18 protein-coding genes are annotated in these 19,214 nt (G+C 44.6%); 11 read left to right on the top strand and 7 right to left on the bottom strand.

Annotation, left to right across the window (positions count from 1 at the left end):
* Positions 1 to 167: 167 nt before the first annotated feature.
* Positions 168 to 680 (bottom strand): YraN family protein, encoded by a 513-nt coding sequence (locus tag ACTXGJ_RS11450; protein ID WP_439244256.1) that lies wholly within the window; start codon positions 678 to 680, stop codon positions 168 to 170.
* Positions 681 to 747: 67 nt separating this feature from the next.
* Here ACTXGJ_RS11450 and rsmI point away from each other — a divergent pair, with 67 nt between their 5' ends.
* A complete protein-coding gene (rsmI, locus tag ACTXGJ_RS11445; protein WP_443566027.1) occupies positions 748 to 1,692 on the top strand; it encodes a 16S rRNA (cytidine(1402)-2'-O)-methyltransferase in 945 nt (314 codons plus the stop codon).
* A gap of 82 nt (positions 1,693 to 1,774) precedes the next feature.
* Complete coding sequence (locus tag ACTXGJ_RS11440) at positions 1,775 to 2,794, top strand: adenosine kinase (protein ID WP_439244253.1); 1,020 nt, start codon at positions 1,775 to 1,777, stop codon at positions 2,792 to 2,794.
* 169 nt (positions 2,795 to 2,963) lie between these two features.
* On the opposite strand, the gene ACTXGJ_RS11435 is transcribed toward ACTXGJ_RS11440, so the two are convergent.
* Both ACTXGJ_RS11435 and nfuA read right to left on the bottom strand, forming a co-directional pair.
* Entirely contained in the window at positions 2,964 to 4,271 is a 1,308-nt protein-coding gene (locus tag ACTXGJ_RS11435) for an O-acetylhomoserine aminocarboxypropyltransferase/cysteine synthase family protein (RefSeq protein WP_439244251.1), read from the bottom strand.
* A 297-nt stretch (positions 4,272 to 4,568) separates the two neighbouring features.
* A complete protein-coding gene (gene nfuA / locus ACTXGJ_RS11430; RefSeq protein ID WP_443566026.1) occupies positions 4,569 to 5,255 on the bottom strand; it encodes a Fe-S biogenesis protein NfuA in 687 nt (228 codons plus the stop codon).
* A gap of 434 nt (positions 5,256 to 5,689) precedes the next feature.
* On the opposite strand from nfuA, the gene ACTXGJ_RS11425 reads away from it, so the two are divergent.
* The 5 genes from ACTXGJ_RS11425 to ACTXGJ_RS11405 all read left to right on the top strand — a co-directional run bounded on the left by ACTXGJ_RS11425 (position 5,690) and on the right by ACTXGJ_RS11405 (position 11,082).
* Positions 5,690 to 6,616, top strand: coding sequence for an alpha/beta fold hydrolase (locus tag ACTXGJ_RS11425; protein WP_443566025.1), 927 nt, complete (start codon positions 5,690 to 5,692; stop codon positions 6,614 to 6,616).
* Between the two features lie 132 nt (positions 6,617 to 6,748).
* Positions 6,749 to 7,399: a glutathione S-transferase family protein gene (locus tag ACTXGJ_RS11420; protein ID WP_439244246.1), complete on the top strand. Its 651-nt coding sequence runs from the start codon at positions 6,749 to 6,751 to the stop codon at positions 7,397 to 7,399.
* A gap of 204 nt (positions 7,400 to 7,603) precedes the next feature.
* Complete coding sequence (locus ACTXGJ_RS11415; RefSeq protein ID WP_443566024.1) at positions 7,604 to 8,650, top strand: bifunctional nicotinamide-nucleotide adenylyltransferase/Nudix hydroxylase; 1,047 nt, start codon at positions 7,604 to 7,606, stop codon at positions 8,648 to 8,650.
* A gap of 207 nt (positions 8,651 to 8,857) precedes the next feature.
* Positions 8,858 to 10,255 (top strand): nicotinate phosphoribosyltransferase, encoded by a 1,398-nt coding sequence (locus ACTXGJ_RS11410; RefSeq protein ID WP_439244242.1) that lies wholly within the window; start codon positions 8,858 to 8,860, stop codon positions 10,253 to 10,255.
* Positions 10,249 to 11,082 (top strand): SGNH/GDSL hydrolase family protein, encoded by an 834-nt coding sequence (locus tag ACTXGJ_RS11405; RefSeq protein WP_439244240.1) that lies wholly within the window; start codon positions 10,249 to 10,251, stop codon positions 11,080 to 11,082. Before ACTXGJ_RS11410 ends, ACTXGJ_RS11405 begins: the two co-directional genes overlap by 7 nt.
* 134 nt (positions 11,083 to 11,216) lie before the next feature.
* Here the strand turns inward: ACTXGJ_RS11405 and ACTXGJ_RS11400 are convergent, their stop codons facing one another.
* A complete protein-coding gene (locus tag ACTXGJ_RS11400) occupies positions 11,217 to 11,492 on the bottom strand; it encodes a type B 50S ribosomal protein L31 (RefSeq protein ID WP_439244238.1) in 276 nt (91 codons plus the stop codon).
* Between the two features lie 849 nt (positions 11,493 to 12,341).
* Between ACTXGJ_RS11400 and ACTXGJ_RS11395 the strand changes: the two genes are divergently transcribed.
* A complete protein-coding gene (locus tag ACTXGJ_RS11395) occupies positions 12,342 to 13,889 on the top strand; it encodes an FAD-dependent oxidoreductase (RefSeq protein ID WP_439244285.1) in 1,548 nt (515 codons plus the stop codon).
* A 117-nt stretch (positions 13,890 to 14,006) separates the two neighbouring features.
* On the opposite strand, the gene ACTXGJ_RS11390 is transcribed toward ACTXGJ_RS11395, so the two are convergent.
* On the bottom strand, positions 14,007 to 14,684 hold the full coding sequence (locus ACTXGJ_RS11390) for an LOG family protein (protein WP_443566034.1): 678 nt from the start codon (positions 14,682 to 14,684) through the stop codon (positions 14,007 to 14,009).
* Positions 14,685 to 14,925: 241 nt separating this feature from the next.
* On the opposite strand from ACTXGJ_RS11390, the gene ACTXGJ_RS11385 reads away from it, so the two are divergent.
* The gene (locus ACTXGJ_RS11385) at positions 14,926 to 15,912 is read left to right on the top strand and encodes an alpha/beta hydrolase family protein (RefSeq protein ID WP_443566023.1); all 987 of its coding nucleotides are present in this window, start codon (positions 14,926 to 14,928) and stop codon (positions 15,910 to 15,912) included.
* 72 nt (positions 15,913 to 15,984) lie between these two features.
* On the opposite strand, the gene ACTXGJ_RS11380 is transcribed toward ACTXGJ_RS11385, so the two are convergent.
* Positions 15,985 to 16,668, bottom strand: a complete 684-nt coding sequence (locus tag ACTXGJ_RS11380; protein ID WP_443566022.1) for a 3'-5' exonuclease — start codon at positions 16,666 to 16,668, stop codon at positions 15,985 to 15,987.
* Positions 16,669 to 16,861: 193 nt separating this feature from the next.
* Here ACTXGJ_RS11380 and ACTXGJ_RS11375 point away from each other — a divergent pair, with 193 nt between their 5' ends.
* Positions 16,862 to 17,476, top strand: coding sequence for a M23 family metallopeptidase (locus tag ACTXGJ_RS11375; protein WP_443566021.1), 615 nt, complete (start codon positions 16,862 to 16,864; stop codon positions 17,474 to 17,476).
* An 11-nt stretch (positions 17,477 to 17,487) separates the two neighbouring features.
* Here the strand turns inward: ACTXGJ_RS11375 and dtd are convergent, their stop codons facing one another.
* Complete coding sequence (dtd, locus tag ACTXGJ_RS11370) at positions 17,488 to 17,943, bottom strand: D-aminoacyl-tRNA deacylase (RefSeq protein WP_443566020.1); 456 nt, start codon at positions 17,941 to 17,943, stop codon at positions 17,488 to 17,490.
* 436 nt (positions 17,944 to 18,379) lie between these two features.
* On the opposite strand from dtd, the gene asd reads away from it, so the two are divergent.
* Entirely contained in the window at positions 18,380 to 19,213 is an 834-nt protein-coding gene (gene asd, locus ACTXGJ_RS11365) for an archaetidylserine decarboxylase (protein WP_443566019.1), read from the top strand.
* Position 19,214: the final 1 nt, after the last annotated feature.

The following is a 19,214-nucleotide window of genomic DNA, read 5'->3' as shown; positions in this document are numbered from 1 at the left end:
CTACTTTACTTAATTTTCGCCATTAGTAGTTAGGTTTTTGGTAACGATATCTATTAACGATTGAGCTTATAGCTCTTAATTTATAATAGCATTTAGGTCAAAGATATCTCGCCTAAGCATTGATAAATAAACATTGATGACTAAGCATTGCTAACATAGATATTTGGCTACCAAGCCTGTGCTGCAAAAGCTCCTTGTAGCCATTCTGGCCCCGCACTGAGCGCAGCGTCTCTGAGCTTGCGATGATAATCAGTCGTATCATAAGCAATCACATCGAAGCGACACTCATAATCGGCGTACTTAGGATGCTGCTGCAAAAAATATTTGGCGGTCTTGATAATTTTATGTCGCTTTGCCGCCGTTATGCTGAGCGCGGCATCGCCAAAGCTGGATATTCGGCGTTGCCGCACTTCGATAAACACTAAGGTCGACCATGATTTTCCGGTCTCTAGCATTACTAAATCAAGCTCACCTACTTTGGGTTTTTGCCAGTTTTTTGCAATTAAGATAAGCCCTTTTGCTTGCAGATACTCACAAGCCTGATGCTCATAATGGCTGCCTTGGCGCTGCCTGGGCGAGGTCAATAGTAGCGGTTTATGTTCTGGCCTTTTATTCGGCTTTTTATAGGTCATAGCCTTAATTAGTCTGCGCAACATTTCAGAATTATCATAGCACAACATGCTAAACTAGCTAAGCTTTACAGCTTTTACTTTTTATTCTAATTTTCTATAGCGATTTGAGGTTTTCATGTCCACCCTTACAAAGATGCCAGCGTGTTTGTACATCGTTGCTACTCCTATAGGCAATCTTGCTGACATGACTGCGCATGCGATTGATATCCTGAAACAAGTCGACATTATCGCCTGCGAAGACACTCGCACCTCAGGCAAGCTGTTGTCACATTTCGGTATTCATACTAAAGCTGATAAAGCCAATGAAACTGATATTAATCGTGATAATGCTAAGACAGAAGCATTATCACAGAACGACGCAAATAACAAAGGTCACAATAAGCTTTGGGCATATCATGAGCACAATAGCGCGATTCAAACACCCAAGATTATTGAGATGATCGAGCAAGGGCACTCCGTTGCTTTAATCAGTGATGCCGGTACGCCTTTGGTCAGTGACCCCGGCTATCAATTGGTACAAGCCGCTCATGATGCTGGAGTAAAAGTATCGCCTATCGTCGGTGCTTCAGCCGCTATCGCTGCGCTCTCGGTAGCCGGTCTGCCCTCCGATCGCTTTAGTTTCATTGGTTTTTTGAATGCGAAGACTCATGGCCGTCAAAAGCAATTAGAGGCGCTAAAAGCGCGTACGGAAACCTTAATATTTTATGAAGCGCCGCATCGTATTATGGCAAGCTTGAGCGATATGGCTGCGGTATTTGGGACAGAGCGCGAGGCAACGTTTTGCCGCGAGCTGACTAAGACTTTTGAGACCGTACATAAAACGACGCTTGGCGATTTGGTTAAGTTTGTCACAACCGATGACAATCAACAGCGCGGTGAAATAGTCGTCGTTGTTGCAGGAGAGGCTAACGTAAAGGATGCTGATATCAGCATCCATGATGAGCTTTTGGAGCGTCTACTTAAAGACTTGTCAGTAAAAAAAGCTGCAAGCTTAGCCTCCGATATCACTGGGGTCAAAAAGAACGCTTTATATCAGCGTTTACTTGAGCTACAAGCTTAGCGGCCGTTACGATAAAGACAGTTTGTATTTATTTCGCTTGTTTTAAAATAGCGTTCTAGCATTCAATTAGGAGAAGTAAGCCATGTACGATGTGATAGCAATAGGTAATGCATTGGTCGATCACGAATATGTGTTGAGCGATGCCGCCTTAGAAGAGACGGAATTAACCAAAGGCAATATGACGCTCGCGGCGTTTGAAGAGCAGCAGCAATTGCTTGCTTACTTCCAGCTGGCCAATATCGAACCTTCAAAACAAGCGGGCGGCGGCTCAGCGGCTAACGCTATGTATGCCTTTGCCAGTCTTGGCGGCAAGCCTTTTTATGCCTGCCGCGTCGGCGATGATGAGGCTGGAAAATTCTACTTAGAAGACTTACATAATGCGGGCGTTGCAACCTCAGAGCGATCGATTCATGAAGGCGGTGTTACCGGCTCATGCGTGGTGGCGGTAACAGATGATGGTGAGCGTACCATGCAGACTTACCTCGGTACCTCAAGCGATATCAGCGAGGAAAACGTCAACTTTGAGGCACTAACAAGGGCAGATTGGCTCTATTTAGAAGGCTATCTTGCTATGTCAGAAGGTATTCAGCCGGCTATGACTAAGCTGCGCCAGCAAGCCGGTATTCATAATGCTAAAATAGCCGTCAGTTTTGCCGACCCTGCCGTGATAAAGTTTGCCAAAGAAGGCCTGCTCAATATGCTCGGTAATAAAGTAGCGGTGATATTTTGCAATAGCGAAGAAGCCAAACTGTTCACTGAAAAAAAGCAAATCAAGGCCGCCGCTCGTGCCCTTCTTAACTATTGCCAAATTGCGGTAGTGACCGATGGCGCTAATGATACCATTATCGCGCATAAGCCTGATGAGCAGACCAGTATCGATATCCATCAAGTCCCTACCCCAAAAGTTATCGACGTTATCGATACCAATGGCGCCGGAGATAATTACTCAGGGACTTTTTTATATGCCTTATCACAGCATTACTCACTCCCTGAGTGTGGGCGTCTAGCCGGTGAAGTATCAGCGCAAGTGATTCAGCAGTTCGGTCCCCGTCTAGAGTCGCAACTCTATAAAGATATAGCGCGGCGCGTACTGACTGCGTAAATAGCTTTGATTACTTTTTGCTTTAAGTACTATTAATCTTAAGTACTATTAATCTTAAATATTATTAATTATAAGTATCAAAAAAATCCCACCTCTATCTTGAGATGGGATTTTTATTTTAGCTAATCATTTTATCTAACCAAAGATATAAAGCGAGCTATCTAAAGCACTAAGCTTTAGCCAAAGCTTGCTCAAGATCGGCTTTGATATCTTCGATATGCTCAATACCAATCGACAAGCGCACCATGTCTTCGGTGACGCCGGCTTGCTCTAGCTCTTGACCGTTGAGCTGCCGATGCGTGGTGGTCGCAGGATGGCTCGCTAGCGACTTTGCATCGCCGATATTGACCAAACGCGTAATCAGCTGCAGCGCATCAATAAAGCGCGCGCCTGCTTCGCGGCCGCCTTTTACGCCGAAGGTTAGAATCGCTGATGGCGTGCCTTTCATGTATTTCTGCGCCAAAGCGTGATCAGGATGATCTTCTAGGCCTGCATACTTAATCCAAGCGACCTTGTCATGACCCTTTAGATACTCAGCGACCGCTTGGGCGTTCTGGACATGGCGCTCCATACGTAGGCTTAGAGTCTCAATGCCTTGCAAGATTCCAAAGGCGTTGAGCGGACTGAGCGCCGCCCCTGTATTACGCAGCGGTGCCACGCGAGCGCGTGCAATAAAGGCCGCCGCACCGACGTCTTTGACGAAGTTAACACCGTGGTAGCTAGCGTCTGGCTCGTTCAGTAGTGGAAAGCGCTTAGGATGATCGCCCCAAGCAAATTGACCGCTATCAACAATAGCACCACCGATTGAAGTTCCTGTGCCGCTCATATATTTGGTGAGTGAGTGAATAACGATATCAGCGCCGTATTCAAACGGACGACAGAGCGCAGGCGTAGCAACCGTATTATCTATCACTACTGGCACGCCATACTCATGCGCGATGTCACTTACCGCTTGGATATCGATGATATTACCTAGCGGATTACCGATACTCTCAGCAAACACCATCTTGGTTTTATCATCGATTAGATCGCGAATCGATTCGGGATTTTTATGATCGAAGAAACGTACCTCGACGCCTTGACGCGGCAGCGTATGAGCAAAGAAGTTATAAGTGCCGCCGTACAAGGTCGATACCGCAACGATATTGTCGCCCATCTCGCAGATGGTCTGCACCGCATAAGTAATCGCTGCCATACCAGAGGCAACGGCTAGAGCGCCGATACCCCCTTCAAGCGCGGCCACTCGCTCCTCTAGTACCGCATTGGTCGGATTCATGATACGGGTATAAATGTTGCCCGCGACCTTTAAATCAAACAGATCAGCGCCGTGTTGAGTATCGTCAAAAGCATAGGAGCTCGTGTGATAAATCGGTACGGCAACGGCTTTTGTGGTCTGCTCAACGCTATAGCCAGCATGAATCGCTAACGTCTCTAAACGCTGATTATGGTTACCGTTTTCTGCATTTTCCTCGCTCATAATGTACTCCTTATTAATTGCGATTTCTAAGTTATAGCCAATTCGAAATAAAATCGCTACTTTAATATCATCGTGCTACTGGTAGCACTATATCGGTTTTAAAGTGAACTAACTGTAGTTTAATCTCTAAAAAATCATCGGATTGAAAGCTTATTCAATGATAATCAAATGTTAGGCATAAAAAAAGCTGAGTTAATCATAACCCAGCTTCCTTATGAAAAGAATAGCGAATTTTTTATTACTTAATGAATAAATATCATAAGCAAAGAGAATTAACAACCCATCTTTATACAGAGCTTATTTATAATAAGCGTTTTCAGTGCGGGTATGATCGGTATCATCAACGACTTGCGTCAACTCTGGAATTTGTTGCTTAAGCTGTACTTCAACGCCTTGACGCAGAGTCATATCAACTGCTGAGCAGCCCTGACAACCGCCACCGAACTTCAGCACTGCAGTCAGGCCAACACCTTCTTCTTCGATGAGTTCAAGCAGTTGCACATCACCACCATGCGCGGCAAGACTTGGATTAATCTCTGACTGAAGCACATAGTTGATACGCTCTTCAATACTGGCATCAGCGCCTACTTTCGGCACTTTTGAGTTAGGAGCACGGAAGGTCAGCTGGCCACCGAAGCGGTCTTTATTATAATCAATCACCGCGTCTTCTAAGTAAGGTACAGAAGCGGCATCGATAAAGGCAGCAAAATTATCATAGCTGAATTTTAGATCGGCGCTATCTTCTTCGCCGGGCTGATTATAGGCCATACAGCACTCAGCACGTGGCGTACCTGGATGCTCCACAAAGATCCGGACACCGATACCGTCAGTATCTTGCTTGGATAATAAATCAGCCAAATAGCCTTGCGCTGACTCAGTTATAGTAATATTACTTTTAGCTTCAGTTTGCTCGGTATCAAGCGCAGACTCAAACTCTGCTTCATTGCTAGTAGGAGCACTTGCAGTTGGGTTTTGATTACTCATAGTATTTCCTGTACGTTATGACACCGACGCCTGATTGCTAGCACCGTTGTGTCGTCAGTTTACATACCTATCATTAAAACGATTTTAATTTAATGGCTATTATTTAAAAAAACTTAACCTGTTAAAGTAAAAGTTAATTTTGTTCAAAAATACCAGTGTATATTATGATTTTAAGCCATAGCATTTTTGCGAACTATTTTTTCACTGAATAAAGCCTTTGAGCGCTATTATAACCCAAATAGGTTTTAATTCCGACCTCGCTACTGTGATTTAATCGTCATCACTACTTCCTTTATATTAAGGCGATAATATTGATTATCAAGCCACTATCGTTATAGGATATGACGACTCTTTATTTAAGTAGCACAATACCAGTATCAAGCTACTAGCCACTGCGCCTATGTTTTCTCCTTCCCTTTACAAGCCACTATTTTATGATTTCTGAAGACTTAACCTTAATAACCACCAGAGATGGCGAAAAAATCGCCGTTTGGGAAGTTACTGATGAGACTGTTAATAAACCATCGCAAAAGGCGATAAAGAGACAAAATATCTTTTTGACTCACGGTACTTTTTCGGACAAAAAAGTCTGCTTAGGTATCGCCAGTTATCTAGCAGGCCTTGGCCATACTTGCTATATCATGGAGTGGCGCGGACATGGGAGCAGCTCGATCCCTGAGAGTAGATTTAACTTTGAGAGCGTGGCTACTCATGACTATGAGGCTGCTTTTCGCTACTTATTTGACGATCTCAAGCTTGATAACTTGCACTGCGTCACTCATAGCGGCGGCGGTGTTGGCCTAGTGATGTTTTTAGTGCAGAATCCTAGTTATATCACTAAGATTAATAGTATCAGCACTTTTGCTTGTCAAGCCTACGGCGCTGTCCTAAACCCGATCAGTTACGCCAAAATCCTTGCAGCAAAAATCTTTACTAAGCTGCTTGGCTATATACCTGCCAAAAAGCTCGGTCTCGGCCCTTTTAATGAAAGCTACTACACGATGACCCAGTGGTATGACTGGAATCTACAAAAAAACTTTAAAAGCAGCTTTATAAAAAATAAAGATATCGATAAACAGCTGAAGCCCGCAAATGAGCGTTTTGATTATCGGCAAGGTATGGCAAATATTACTACGCCTATCTACGCCATCAGTGGTAGAGGCGATCTATTTATCTCCCCAGCTCAAGGCTGCAAGCTGTTTTTTGATGAGTTTAGCCATGCTGATAATGTTTTTTGTGAGTACGCAAAATCCAGCGGGCATTTAGAGGATTACGATCATACACGAGTACTTATGAGCCGCAACGCCGCAAAAGAGATCTGGCCAACAGTAGCCGCCTGGATCGAAAAATATGCCAGCTAGAGCAAACTAAGACTACAAGTATTAAACCAATGTCACAGAAGATAACTAACTTAAGCGCTCACCCTCGTTAGACTCGGTAAGAATAACTAATAAAAAACTTTCAATGCAAACAATAACTAACAGGAGTAAGTTATGAAATTATACGTCATCCCAGGAACTTGTGCTATCGTTCCCCATACCGCCTTAGAATGGACTGGTGCTGATTATGAGCTTGAGTTATTAGACCATGATTCAGTCAAATCAGAAGAGTATCTAAAAATTAATCCACAAGGTGCGGTACCAGCAATCGTCGATGGCGAGACTGATGGTTCTAAAAATATTGTTACCCAAAATATTGCCACCCAAGTCTATATCGATGCCAATTATCCTGATGCCAATATATTTGGCACAGACACTTCCCCTGCGGGCAAAGCACAAGTGATGCATTGGCTAGCGTTCGTTAATGCTGATCTACATAAAGCCTTTGCGCCACTGTTTGGCCCTGATGGTTTCGTTGAAGGTGATAAAGCACAAGAGAGCTTAAAGCAAAAAGCTAAAGAAAAAATCGCCCACTTAATCAGATTGCCAAACGAGCAGTTAAGTAAACATGACTATCTAACAGGTACGAAAACTACCGCTGACGTTTATCTTTATGTGACGTTAACGTGGGCAAAAAAGTTTGACATTGATTTGTCTAAATACAATAATTTAAACGGTTTTATCAAGCGTATGGAAGCTGATGAGGGTGTCAGCGCAGTTATTAAGCAGCAAGGTTTAGAGAAGATTGAATCGCTGTCAGATTAATTTAGTTATCTAAAAGAACTGCTTGAGACCCTTCTATTCATGCAAGAGTAGAAGGGTCTTTTACATGAGCTTAGCTTCAACAGACCCTAGTTTTGGCGCAAAACATCTTTACACTTGTCAGCCGCTAAGCGCTTGTGTCAATATTAGCGTCATTATACATTTTTTGAGTAATAACAAATAAGCTTGTCGTAGGGAAAAAGGTTTATGAGCGCATCAGCAGCAGCTAATAATAACAACCATAAACACTATAAATATCTGGTTTTTATCGGGCGTTTTCAGCCCTTTCACTGTGGACATAAAGCGGTTATCGATGAGGCTTTGCAGCGCGCAGATAATGTCATTATGCTGATAGGTTCTGCTAACTTGCCACGTAGCCTACGCAATCCATTTTCGGTCGCCGAGCGTACTGCGATGATCAAAGGCGCATATAGCGATGAAGAAGCCGCGCGTATTTACTGTGTGGCGCTCGATGATGCGCTCTACAACGACACGCGCTGGCTAAAGTATGTACAAGCGGGCGTCAGATCGGTCACCGATAATTTGAGCGCAGATATTGGCTTGATTGGTCATTCAAAAGACAGCTCTTCATACTACCTCTCGCTTTTTCCGAACTGGGCTTCGGTCTCTGTACCTAATTATCAAAACTTGTCGGCAACGCCTATTCGCGATAGCTATCTGATGGGTGCGATGCCGACCCCTGAACGTACGCCTGAGTCCACCCGCCAAGTGTTAAAAGCGTTCAATAAAACGGACGAGTACCAGCGGCTGCACGAAGAGGCAGGGTTTATTGATAAATACAAAAAACAATGGGAGTCTGCACCTTACCCGCCGACATTCATGACTGCCGATGCACTTGTAGTGCAATCCGGACATATCTTACTGGTTGAGCGCCGCAGTATGCCGGGACGCGGACTTTGGGCTTTGCCAGGCGGTTTTCTCAATCCAAAAGAGACCTTATTTGATGCTTGTATCCGTGAGCTACGCGAAGAGACGCGTCTAAAGGTGCCGGAGCCTGTATTACGTGGTTCGTTTCACAGCCAGCATACCTTTGATGATCCATATCGCTCCGCGCGCGGTCGTACCCTTACGCAAGCCTTTTATTTACAATTAAAGAATGATGCAAAAGGTCTACCGAAAGTGAAAGGTGGTGATGACGCTGCCAATGCTTTTTGGTTACCGCTAGCTGAGCTAGACGCGAAGATGATGTTCGAAGATCATTATGCGATTATCACTAAGATGGTCGGGCTTTAGTTAATTATTCAGTTTCACTGCCTAAGCCGATAGACGGCAAGGGTTTTTATACATCGTTTATTATTCTAAATAAAACGATGTTAATGGATAAATTGTTAAACGTCTGGATTATAGAAGGAAGCAGATGTACCTCTAGTACTTCAAGTCACTCTATAGCTCAGACGTAACGCAAGTGATCCATTTAATTCAAAGCAGAGGAGTTCTGTGATGTACACTAGCAATTTCAACAATCTTATCTTAAATTCCGACAGCTACAAGACCTCGCACTGGGTGCAATATCCAGCGGGTAGCGAGTATATGTCAAGCTATGTCGAAGCGCGAAAAGGCGACTACGATGTGGTGTTCTTTGGTCTGCAAGCTTTTATCAAAGAGTACCTTAGCAAGCCCATCACTCAGCAAGATATCGATGAAGCCGAGCTCGTTATTGAGGCACACGGCTTGACCTTTAATCGCACGGGATGGGAGCTATTATTAGAGAGACATAACGGCTATCTACCGCTACGTATCGAAGCCGTTCCCGAAGGTAGTATCGTCCCTGTTTCCAATGTCGTCTGCCAGGTCATCAATACCGACCCTGATTTTTATTGGCTGCCAAGCTATATCGAAACCGCGCTACTGCGCGCTATTTGGTATCCCTCAACGGTGGCTAGCGTCTCTTATTACTGTAAGGGTATTATCCGTAAGGCACTAGAGAAGTCCGCCGATAATACGGATTCACTACCCTTTCGCTTGCATGATTTTGGCGCTCGCGGGGCTTCTAGCTTTGAGTCAGTGGCGCTAGGCAGTTTGGCGAACTTAGTGAATTTCTCAGGTACCGACTCGATGACGGCTTTGGTCGCTGCTAGTCGTTGGTACGGTATGGATAAGGAGATGGCAGCTTTTTCTATTCCTGCCGCTGAGCATAGCACGATGACCGCTTGGGGCCGCGATGGTGAAACGGCTGCTTTTGCCAATATGATTGAGCAATTTGGTGGCAAAGATAAAGCCTTTTCAGTGGTCTCTGACAGTTACGACTTGTGGAATGCCATCGACAATATCTGGGGTGATGAGCTAAAAGAAGCGGTCGAAAACATGGGCGGTACTTTAGTCATTCGTCCCGATAGCGGTGAGCCGACGAAGGTAGTGCGTGAAGCTTTAGAGCGCTTAGCGATAAAATTTGGTACCACTATCAATAGCAAAGGCTATAAAGTGTTGCCAGATTGTGTACGCATTATTCAAGGCGATGGCATTAACGCGCAAAGCTTAGGCAAAATCATCGATGCGGTGATGGATGCCGGTTTTAGCGCGGAGAATATTACCTTTGGTATGGGCGGCGGCTTACTACAACAAGTCAACCGCGACACGATGAGCTGGGCGATGAAAGCCAGCGCTATCTGTATCGATGGCGAATGGATAGATATCTATAAAGACCCTGTCACTAGTCACTCCAAACGCTCAAAAAAAGGACGACTGGCCTTAATAAAAGACAGCAGCGGTCAGCTAAAAACCATTAAAGTAGATGAGCTTGATAACAGCGCTCAAGGCTTACTACGCGATGTCTATGTCGATGGCAAACTACTTATCGATGATACTTTAACTACGATTCGGGAGCGTACAGGATGGTAGCGACGACTAAAATAGCTGGCGCTGCAAAAGAGGTGCTGCTAGCGCCTATCTATCTATATCAAGGCTACAAGGTCAAACGCGACACCGTGCGTTTGCCTGAGCCTGAAGGTGAGCGTCATGGACGAGTTAGACTTACTGACGCCGTCCAGCAAATAACAAACGACAACGACCATACCTTAAGCGTTATGGTCGTTGGTGATTCGGCAGCGGCTGGAGTTGGCAGTCAAACCCAACAAGATGCGCTAGCAGGTCAACTGATACCCGCCCTACAGCAACAAGCGCTAGATAATCAAGCCTTTGGTCAGCAGTTTGATACGCTGAGCTGGTCAGTACAGGCGACAACGGGGCATACGAGTTTTGACATTTTACGCCGCTTGTATGTCATCTCTAAACCTAGTCAGCCGCTTGATGTCATGGTTATCAGTGTTGGGGTTAATGATACGACTACACAAGTCGCAGCGGCTGAGTGGCAACAGCGACTCGAAGCGATTATTACTATTGCCCAGCGTAAATTCGCAGTGCGGCAGCTGATTTTTGCAAGATTGCCACAGATGGAACAAATGCCAGCATTGCCTGCGCCTTTAAATCATTTTGTGGCAGCTAGAGCCACAAAGCTCGATGACATATTGCAGCGAGTCTGTAGCGCTCATCAGGGTGTGACTTACATGGCAACCGATTTTTCGCGGATGTTAGACGAGCATGCAAACGGTGCGCCTATTGATATCTCGGTCATGTTTGCTGATGATGGCTTTCATCCCAGTAGCCTCATGTATGGGTATTGGGCGCAGCAATTGGCGGAGCTTATAGCCGAATTGTTTGACACCTGAGCTATCAGCTCAGTCACTGTATAGAAAATAAGAACTGTTATTTTTGCTTCTTTGCATAAAAAAACCGCTAAATCATTAGCGGTTTTTTTTGGCTTAACCTTATCTTATCGATAAGCCTATTAGGATCGTATTGCTTACTCAGCGTTAGTCGCTTTCTTGCTACGACCACCAAACGCGCCAAAGCGTTTGTTGAAGCTTGCCACACGGCCTTCGGTAGAGCTCTTACGCTGCTCGCCTGTGTAGAACGGGTGTGATGCACTTGAGATATCCAGTGGATAGTATGGATATTCTGTACCTTCGTACTCGCGAGTGGCTTTTGTATTAACGGTAGAGCGCGTCAAAAAGTACACGTCAGCGTTAGTGTCATGGAATAGAACTTCTTGATAATTAGGATGGATATCTTTACGCATAATAAACTCTCTTAAGTCCGATGTATGCCTGTTTATTGAAGCTTTAAGCATACGTAACTGAGGCACTAAGCACATCTATAAGTCTAGCAATTGCATCACTGGCTTATTCCAGCACCCAACACCACACCTTTGCTCTCTTAGCCTTTCCCCAGCGGGAAAATTGAACCGCGATTTTAACGGTTTTTAGGTCCTGATGCAAGTAATGTCTCCGTTAGCGTCCCTTAACATCCACGCCGACCTACTGTTATAGCGATAATTAAAAGCTTAGAAATTGATCACACATACTTTGAGACTACTGTTCAAGATATGAATGTAGTCTGTTCAAAATAGGAAAGGTTTGAAATTTTTGCAAGTCATTAGGGTCTGTTGAGCATTCATAAATGAGCACTGCTGATAGCTAAAATTGATCTAGTCTTCGTGCCTCTTTTTGGTTTTCACTGACAAAACTAATGCATATTCTTACGTATTTACTCTGACAGCCTCTTTAGTTTTTTATAAAATACCAGTCTAAATGATAAGTACAACTTCACAATTTTTATTTACAGCTCTAATTGATTAATAATGCATACGGTTGGTATTTCGTATTGAACTTAACCTATTGCGCACGCATATCATTTACAAAGTACCTTATACGACTATTCTTAACCAATTGCGTCTATGAGCTTCAAATACTTGGTAATCAAAAGTAGTGAGCTACAGTTGCTTCTCAAACGTTAATAAGAAAATATTAATACCTGTAGCCGTTAAAGACGCCAAAACAATAAGAGCAAAATAATGACTCAATCCCATGATAAAAAAGCAACAACACCATCCCAAATACTTACGAGCCGTTTTACTAGTAAGCCTGTGATGAACAAAAATAACAATCCTAAGCGCGTTGGTATCTTAGGCGGCGGTACTGCTGGTGCTACTATTGCTATTCGTTTGGCTGCTCTAGGCCTTGAGACTTATTTGTTTGAGAAAAAAGCCTCCTTAATCGATGGTCCGCCCATGTGTCATCTACATGCCGGTGGCAACTTATATCGCGAAATCCCAGATGAGGACTGCGTAGCGCTCTTAAAACAGTGCATCGATATCTTACGTCTTTATCCTTATACCATGGACGTGCGCCCAACGGTTTTTGCAGTTCCTAATCGCGATGAGGGGATGCCCGAGGATTTACTGCCGCGCCTTGAGATATTGACCCAAGCTTATCGTGAGCTTATTGCCCAAGATCCTAATAATAAAGTACTTGGCGATCCTGAGGACTATTATCAACTTTATAGCCATGAACGTTTGATTGAGTTATCAGAGCGTGAGCAAGTGGCAGTGCCAACTACGGTGGATGAATGGGTAATACCTGTTGCTAAGTATTTGGACTTAAATAAGGTTAAGTTTCCGCTGATTGTGGTACAAGAGTACGGCTGGAATATCTTTCGCCTCGCCGCTTCAGCGCAGTTAGCGCTAAAGGGTTATGATAATGCCCATGTCTTTACCGATACGCGAGTTGAGCAAGTGACGGCTGTTGAATGCAGCGACTGTACGACTGCTCATCATCATGTCAGCAAATGGCGAGTGGATTATCAGCAAGAGGGTAAAGACAGCGGTAGCGCTGACAAGACCGAATCTATCGAAGTCGATTATCTAATCAATGCTTGTGGTTTTCGCACCGGTGTCATCGATGATATGGTGGGGGTAGATGTTGAGCGTATGGTTGAGTTCAAATCCTCTTATATTACTCACTGGGAGGATGCAGGGGGTCAAATTCCAGAGATTATCGTTTATGGTGATCGCGGTACGCCAGAGGGTATGGCACAGCTAACGCCTTATCCAGACGGTTATTTTCAGATTCATGGTATGAGCAAATTTATCACTTTGTTCGATGATGGTTTAGTGGCTTCTAGTGAAAACAGTGCGCAGCCAAAACTACCTTCCCAATATCTGCATTATATAGAAGATGGCTGGGACAAAGCGCCTTTGCAAGCTCGTAGTCAGCAAGCGATTGAGTACATAGCAGAGTTTGTACCAACCTTTAATAGTGCGCGTACAGTAGGTAATGCTCTATACGGTGGTCAGCAAATCCCAGGCAAAGACGATACGTTACGAGTAGCTGATGTTAGTCTTTATGAGCATCTACACTATGCTCGTGCTGAGAATGTCAAAGCCTCGTCAACGTTATTGGCGGCTGATGAGATTGTCAAGCAACTGATAGATATAGGGCTGCTAGTAAAAGACTTGCCCGCTGACAAAGAACGCTATACGCATGACTGGGCTTATTTAGCGCGCAATAACAGCGCAGCCGTGCATGAAGTCGCACAAGAGCTTGCAAAACAGCGTGGTTTCCCCTTAGCTATGGCAGGCGTTAACCATGGTATTAGCGAGTTGCCATTAGATAGTCTGACGACTGCTGAGGTTTAGATTGATCCGCTTTGCTCATTTATTAGAGCGTGTTGAATAGTATCGATAATAAACAAAGCGACCGTTGCTAATGTAACGGTCGCTGATTGAGCGCAAAGGGTTAAGTGTAAAGGTAGTCTAATTGCCGACCATCTTTTTGGTATCTACCTCATCTTCGATAGTAACGATGGTTTGTAGCAGCTCTATAGCTTCGTCAATAGTGTTACAGACGACTAAGCGCTCTAGATCTTGTTGCTTCATAAAGCCTTGCTCAGTAGTGAATTTGAGATGCTCAATCATACGATCATAAAAGCCATTTATATTTAGGATAATCATCGGTTTTTCGTGCTGATAGAGCTGACGCCACGTGGCGATTTCCATAATCTCCTCAAGCGTGCCAAGGCCACCAGGTAAGGTAATAAAGGCATCGGCATACTCTGCCATCACCGTCTTACGCGTGTGCATAGTATCGGTGAGATGCAAACGAGTCAGACCTTGATGGGCGATTTCGTGCTTGAGCATAAAGGTTGGAATCACTCCAACCGCTTGTGCATCACCCTTGATGACTTCATCCGCGACTGCGCCCATCAGTCCGATGCTGGCGCCGCCATAGACTAAGCCTAGACCGTTACAGGCTAAAGCTCTGCCAAGCTCACGTGCAGCCTGCTCGTATATCTCATTATTACCTAAGCGCGAGCCGCAGTAGACCGCCACTAGAGGCATACTTAAGCTAGATTTATCGACCGCTTGCTCTATGTTTGAGATATCATTACTGGTAATGACTTCATAGTTTTCATTGTTAATCTTCATTTGCATCATAATATGTCCTATATTTTATTTAACTGTTATTTTTATGCTAGTGTTTTCCTACGCAAGTTGGTAAATATTGGCTTATAGTTCATGCTTATCTTGTTTAAATTATTTCTGCTTAATTCGCTTAGTCTACTAGCTAATTAGCCTAACCTACTATGTATTTTACCATAAGCCTTATCGTCAGATGTCCTCAACGACTTCTTACTACTCAACAACGACACTTTTAAGCCATCAGGATATGATTATGCTCGATAACGATACTCTTGCAATAACTGCAACAACTCATTCATCGGCCAATGATGTCAATAATTATACAAATAATACTGAAAATAGCGCTATCGATAGTTATCCCTTGACCATTATGACTGAGCGTAACCAGCCGTTAGCGGCGACTGTCTATCGCCCGCAAACCGACAGCAATTCTGAGACAACCCTTGCGATAAAAACAGCGGTAATGATAGCGCCAGCGACAGGTATCAAGCGTCAGTTTTATCTTAATTTTGCCACTTTCTTAGCGGAGCAAGGCTTTGGAGTTATCACCTTTGATAATGAAGGCATCGGTCAGTCTCTATCGACTACTCTAGCTAAGTCTGATGCTTCTCTCATTAGTTGGGGTCGCCATGACATGCCAGCGGTACTTGATGCTTTGCAGTACGAATTCCCAGAGGCCAGTTATCATCTCATCGGACATAGCGCTGGGGGTCAGCTCATCGGGATGATGCCGAACTATGCCGCTTTGAGCTCAGTATTTAACGTTGCGTGCTCATCAGGACGCATCAAAAACTTAGACATGCCGTATAAACTCAAAGCCATGGGCTTTATGGACGCGTTTATTCCACTAACTAATTTAGTCTTAGGTTATACGCCTGCCGATAAAATTGGCATGGGTGAGCCGCTACCTCGCGGGGTCGCGCGTCAGTGGCGTGAGTGGTGTAATGGCGCCGGTTATATAAAAACGGCTCTAGGCAAAACTATTCACAATCACTACTATGATGATCTGACTATGCCCTCATCCTGGCTCGGCTTTAGTGATGATGATATTGCCAATAGTGAAAATATGGACGATATGATTAGAGTATTCCCAAATATGCCCGTAGAAAAGCACTATCTAGACCCTAAAGATTTAGGCGTGAGTCACATCGGGCACATGCGTTACTTTAGTCGTAGTACTTATAGCAAAGCGCCGCAGCTCTGGCAGATGGCGGTAGATTGGTTAAATAAACAGTCATAAGCCTTAACAAAATTTAAGCAGCATCGTTGGTTAAAAGCAGATATTTATGGTGTGACAAACTGACTTCTCTCATCACTCTTTGGTTTTTTCTGCTTCTACTCGCTTCGTTAGCGCCGAATACAGCGTCGGCTGCATATTGTGAATATTCCCCAGCATCCACTTTATGTAGCTGATAGGTACCTCTTTTATCAGCTTGCCTTTGTGCTTACCAAAAGGCATCCTACTAGCGGGGCTGGCGGTATTAGATACCTTATGCGCAGCGGCAAAGTCGGTTGGCTCAATCTCTAGGCGCTCGCAACAGGCTTTATAAAGCAAATAACACATTCGCGCGTCGCCTAGTGCATCGTGAGCGGCGATAGTCATTTGCTTCGCCTCGTCTTTACCTAGCAACTGCTCGATGCACTTGGACTGACTATAACCCCTCCATTCAGGAAAAGCGACTCGCGCCAGTCTTACCGTACAAATCAGCTTGGCCGAAGGACTCCCTATCACGCGCCAATCAAAGCGTACGTTATGTCCTATCAGATACTCTGGCAGCTCAAACTTATCTGACTCAAAACGCTCACACCCTGCGACATCATCATCGGTGATACCATGAATCTTGATGACTACCGGCGATATCGTACGCCCACTATTAAAATACTTCATCCACTCAAAACCCGTGGCGACATTGATAGTCGCCACTTGAATAGGACGCGGATCACGGCCTTGATCGGTTTCAGTATCGATGATAAGGGCAGTATTTAGATTAATCATAAGTTAATTCAGCTAGTAGTAGCTGCAAATGTAAATGTAGCTAAAAACATTGTGATTATTAAGGTCTGTCAGTGTCAAGGTCGAATGCTCAACAGTCCCTAAGGTGTTAAACAGTCTTGCGACAATCATAATATTAAAAACAATATGTTATAAAGGTATATTATACCTATTAACCAAATTACAAGAGCGCGCGATGCCAGCCACTAAGCCTCCACCTCTACCAAAACCTTCTAATGCAAAAGCGCCTAAGCCTTCGCTTATTGGGCGTATATTCAGTCTATTACTCAGAGCGGCTTTACTCTTTGCGCTACTGTTCGTCGTAGATAAGGTGCTACCGAATCTGCGCTGGCAAACACAAAACTTTATCGTTGCCAAGTGGCAGCAAGTTAATCTACTACAAGAAGCATTGCCTAGTGATAATAGCTTACCAAGCCCGCTACCCGGCCAGCATTTGACTGATACTTGGGGCGCTGCTCGCAGTGCAGGTCGCTCGCACGAAGGCATCGATATCTTTGCCGAGCGTAACACCCCTGTGCAAGCGACTACACATGGTATCGTCAGTAAAGTGGGCGAAAACAACTTAGGCGGGCGCGTTGTGGTTATTGTTGGTCCAGGCGGCGCAGGACATTATTATGCGCATTTAGAAGAGTACGGCGATATTGAGGTCAATGATTGGATCGAGAGCGGCGACACTATTGGCTACGTGGGTGATAGCGGCAATGCCAAAGGCACGCCGCCGCATGTGCACTACGGGATTTATATCAAAGGTAGCGCGGTCAACCCTTATCCTTTATTAGTAAAAAATTAGAAACTGCTAAATTAGCTCATTTTTAAATTAAAATTGAGCGGTCCGTCATTGATACTCATCACTTGCATATTCGCGCCAAATTCACCCGTCGACACTTTGGGATATTGAGTCTTGGCATAAGCGACTAGCTCTGTAAATAGAGACTTTGCCGCCTCAGGACCCATCGCCCCACCAAAGTCAGGACGACGACCTTTGTCGGTCTTCGCCATCAAAGTAAACTGCGAAACCAATAATAAACCGCCACCGACCTGCTGTACATTCTGATCAAGCTTGCCAGCTTTCGCAGGATCACTCTCATTTTCAAAGATACGATAGGTGAGTATCTTATCGATCATACGCTTCGCCGTGTGTAAGTCATCATCAGGACCAAGACCAATATAAGTTAATATCCCTTGCTCGATTGCGCCAACGCTTTGACCATCGACCTCGACACTCGCCTGCTTTACTCGCTGAATAAGCGCTTTCATTGACCACTCCTTTATGGCTATTATTGCTGATAGATTAAGTATGCGAAGACTAGGGCGTGTTGAACATTTATAAATAGGCACTGCTGATCGCTAAAATCGTTCCAGACTAGGCGCAAGTCGAAGATAATGTTAATACCTTAGCTAGACTTGCAACACCGTATGGGGCAATTTTAGCATCAGCCTGCAAGGACAGGACTCTTTTTTGCCGCTCCTTTGCTAAAAATATCCCCTTAGAATGACTAAGCTAGATATTTTTACCCTTGAATCGCCTAAAAAATAGTCTCTGTCAGTGCCATGATCGAATGTTCAACACGCCCTAAGATAAACATGCAAAGATAACTTATCCACACACAGATAAAAGCGGATCATGATAAAATAAGGGTATTGTTATCATTATTTTTAGCTGTTATTTTCAATTTATTTTTAGGTAGCTCTTATGACTCTATTTACCACCCTGCAGCAGTTTCTACCGCAGCAGAAATTAAGCAAAGCCGCCGGACGCTTGGCTGCTAGCCGTCATCCGCTAGTCAAACGCGCCTTTATTCGTAGCTTTGCCAAAGCCTACAATGTGACACTAGAGGAGTATGAGCGTGATAGCTTCAACGCTTATGAGAGCTTTAATGACTTTTTTACCCGCGAGTTAAAAGACGATGCTCGCGCTATCGATAGCACTGTGGGTGGTATCGTTAGTCCTGCTGATGGGATAATATCACAGCTTGGGCAAATCAAAGATCATAAAGTCCTGCAAGCCAAAGGCCGTGACTATGATATCGGTCAACTGCTTGCCAATAGCGCTGATGGTGATTATTTTGCGGATGGCAGCTTTGCAACCGTCTATCTAGCGCCCAGTAATTATCACCGAGTACATATGCCTTTTGCGGGTACTTTAACGAATACTCGTTACGTGCCGGGCACGCTATTTTCGGTAAATACGGTCACAGCGGCCAATATTCCCGATTTATTTGCGCGTAATGAGCGTCTGGTTTGTATGTTTGATACCGAATACGGTAAGGCGGCAGTGGTACTGGTCGGCGCTATGATTGTCGCAGGTATTGAATCGGTCGCAACAGGTAAAATCACGCGTACAGATGATATGCAGGAAGAGGCGCATAATATGGCGCTGGCGAAAGGCGATGAGCTTGGCCGTTTCTATCTCGGATCGACGGCGATTGTGGTACTGCCAAAAGCGGCAAAGGCAGATTGGCAACAGAGTATGAGCGCTAACTCGGTGGTGCAAATGGGTCAGCTCTTAGGAACGGCTAAAGCCTGAT

Source organism: Psychrobacter sp. 1Y11 (genome assembly GCF_052259045.1).
Lineage (GTDB): Bacteria > Pseudomonadota > Gammaproteobacteria > Pseudomonadales > Moraxellaceae > Psychrobacter.
Note: the sequence above shows the minus strand (reverse complement) of the source record. Positions and strands in the feature narration are given on the sequence as shown.

Excerpts from the sequence above, each read along its gene's own strand:
- ACTXGJ_RS11390 (WP_443566034.1), bottom strand. The coding sequence starts at position 14,684 with ATGCAAATGAAGATTAACAATGAAAACTATGAAGTCATTACCAGTAAT.
- ACTXGJ_RS11395 (WP_439244285.1), top strand. The coding sequence starts at position 12,342 with ATGAACAAAAATAACAATCCTAAGCGCGTTGGTATCTTAGGCGGCGGT.
- ACTXGJ_RS11440 (WP_439244253.1), top strand. The coding sequence starts at position 1,775 with ATGTACGATGTGATAGCAATAGGTAATGCATTGGTCGATCACGAATAT.
- dtd (WP_443566020.1), bottom strand. The coding sequence starts at position 17,943 with ATGAAAGCGCTTATTCAGCGAGTAAAGCAGGCGAGTGTCGAGGTCGAT.
- asd (WP_443566019.1), top strand. The coding sequence starts at position 18,380 with ATGACTCTATTTACCACCCTGCAGCAGTTTCTACCGCAGCAGAAATTA.
- ACTXGJ_RS11380 (WP_443566022.1), bottom strand. The coding sequence starts at position 16,668 with ATGATTAATCTAAATACTGCCCTTATCATCGATACTGAAACCGATCAA.
- rsmI (WP_443566027.1), top strand. The coding sequence starts at position 748 with ATGTCCACCCTTACAAAGATGCCAGCGTGTTTGTACATCGTTGCTACT.
- ACTXGJ_RS11420 (WP_439244246.1), top strand. The coding sequence starts at position 6,749 with ATGAAATTATACGTCATCCCAGGAACTTGTGCTATCGTTCCCCATACC.
- ACTXGJ_RS11410 (WP_439244242.1), top strand. The coding sequence starts at position 8,858 with ATGTACACTAGCAATTTCAACAATCTTATCTTAAATTCCGACAGCTAC.
- ACTXGJ_RS11435 (WP_439244251.1), bottom strand. The coding sequence starts at position 4,271 with ATGAGCGAGGAAAATGCAGAAAACGGTAACCATAATCAGCGTTTAGAG.
- ACTXGJ_RS11375 (WP_443566021.1), top strand. The coding sequence starts at position 16,862 with ATGCCAGCCACTAAGCCTCCACCTCTACCAAAACCTTCTAATGCAAAA.
- ACTXGJ_RS11385 (WP_443566023.1), top strand. The coding sequence starts at position 14,926 with ATGCTCGATAACGATACTCTTGCAATAACTGCAACAACTCATTCATCG.
- ACTXGJ_RS11415 (WP_443566024.1), top strand. The coding sequence starts at position 7,604 with ATGAGCGCATCAGCAGCAGCTAATAATAACAACCATAAACACTATAAA.
- ACTXGJ_RS11400 (WP_439244238.1), bottom strand. The coding sequence starts at position 11,492 with ATGCGTAAAGATATCCATCCTAATTATCAAGAAGTTCTATTCCATGAC.
- nfuA (WP_443566026.1), bottom strand. The coding sequence starts at position 5,255 with ATGAGTAATCAAAACCCAACTGCAAGTGCTCCTACTAGCAATGAAGCA.
- ACTXGJ_RS11450 (WP_439244256.1), bottom strand. The coding sequence starts at position 680 with ATGTTGTGCTATGATAATTCTGAAATGTTGCGCAGACTAATTAAGGCT.
- ACTXGJ_RS11405 (WP_439244240.1), top strand. The coding sequence starts at position 10,249 with ATGGTAGCGACGACTAAAATAGCTGGCGCTGCAAAAGAGGTGCTGCTA.
- ACTXGJ_RS11425 (WP_443566025.1), top strand. The coding sequence starts at position 5,690 with ATGATTTCTGAAGACTTAACCTTAATAACCACCAGAGATGGCGAAAAA.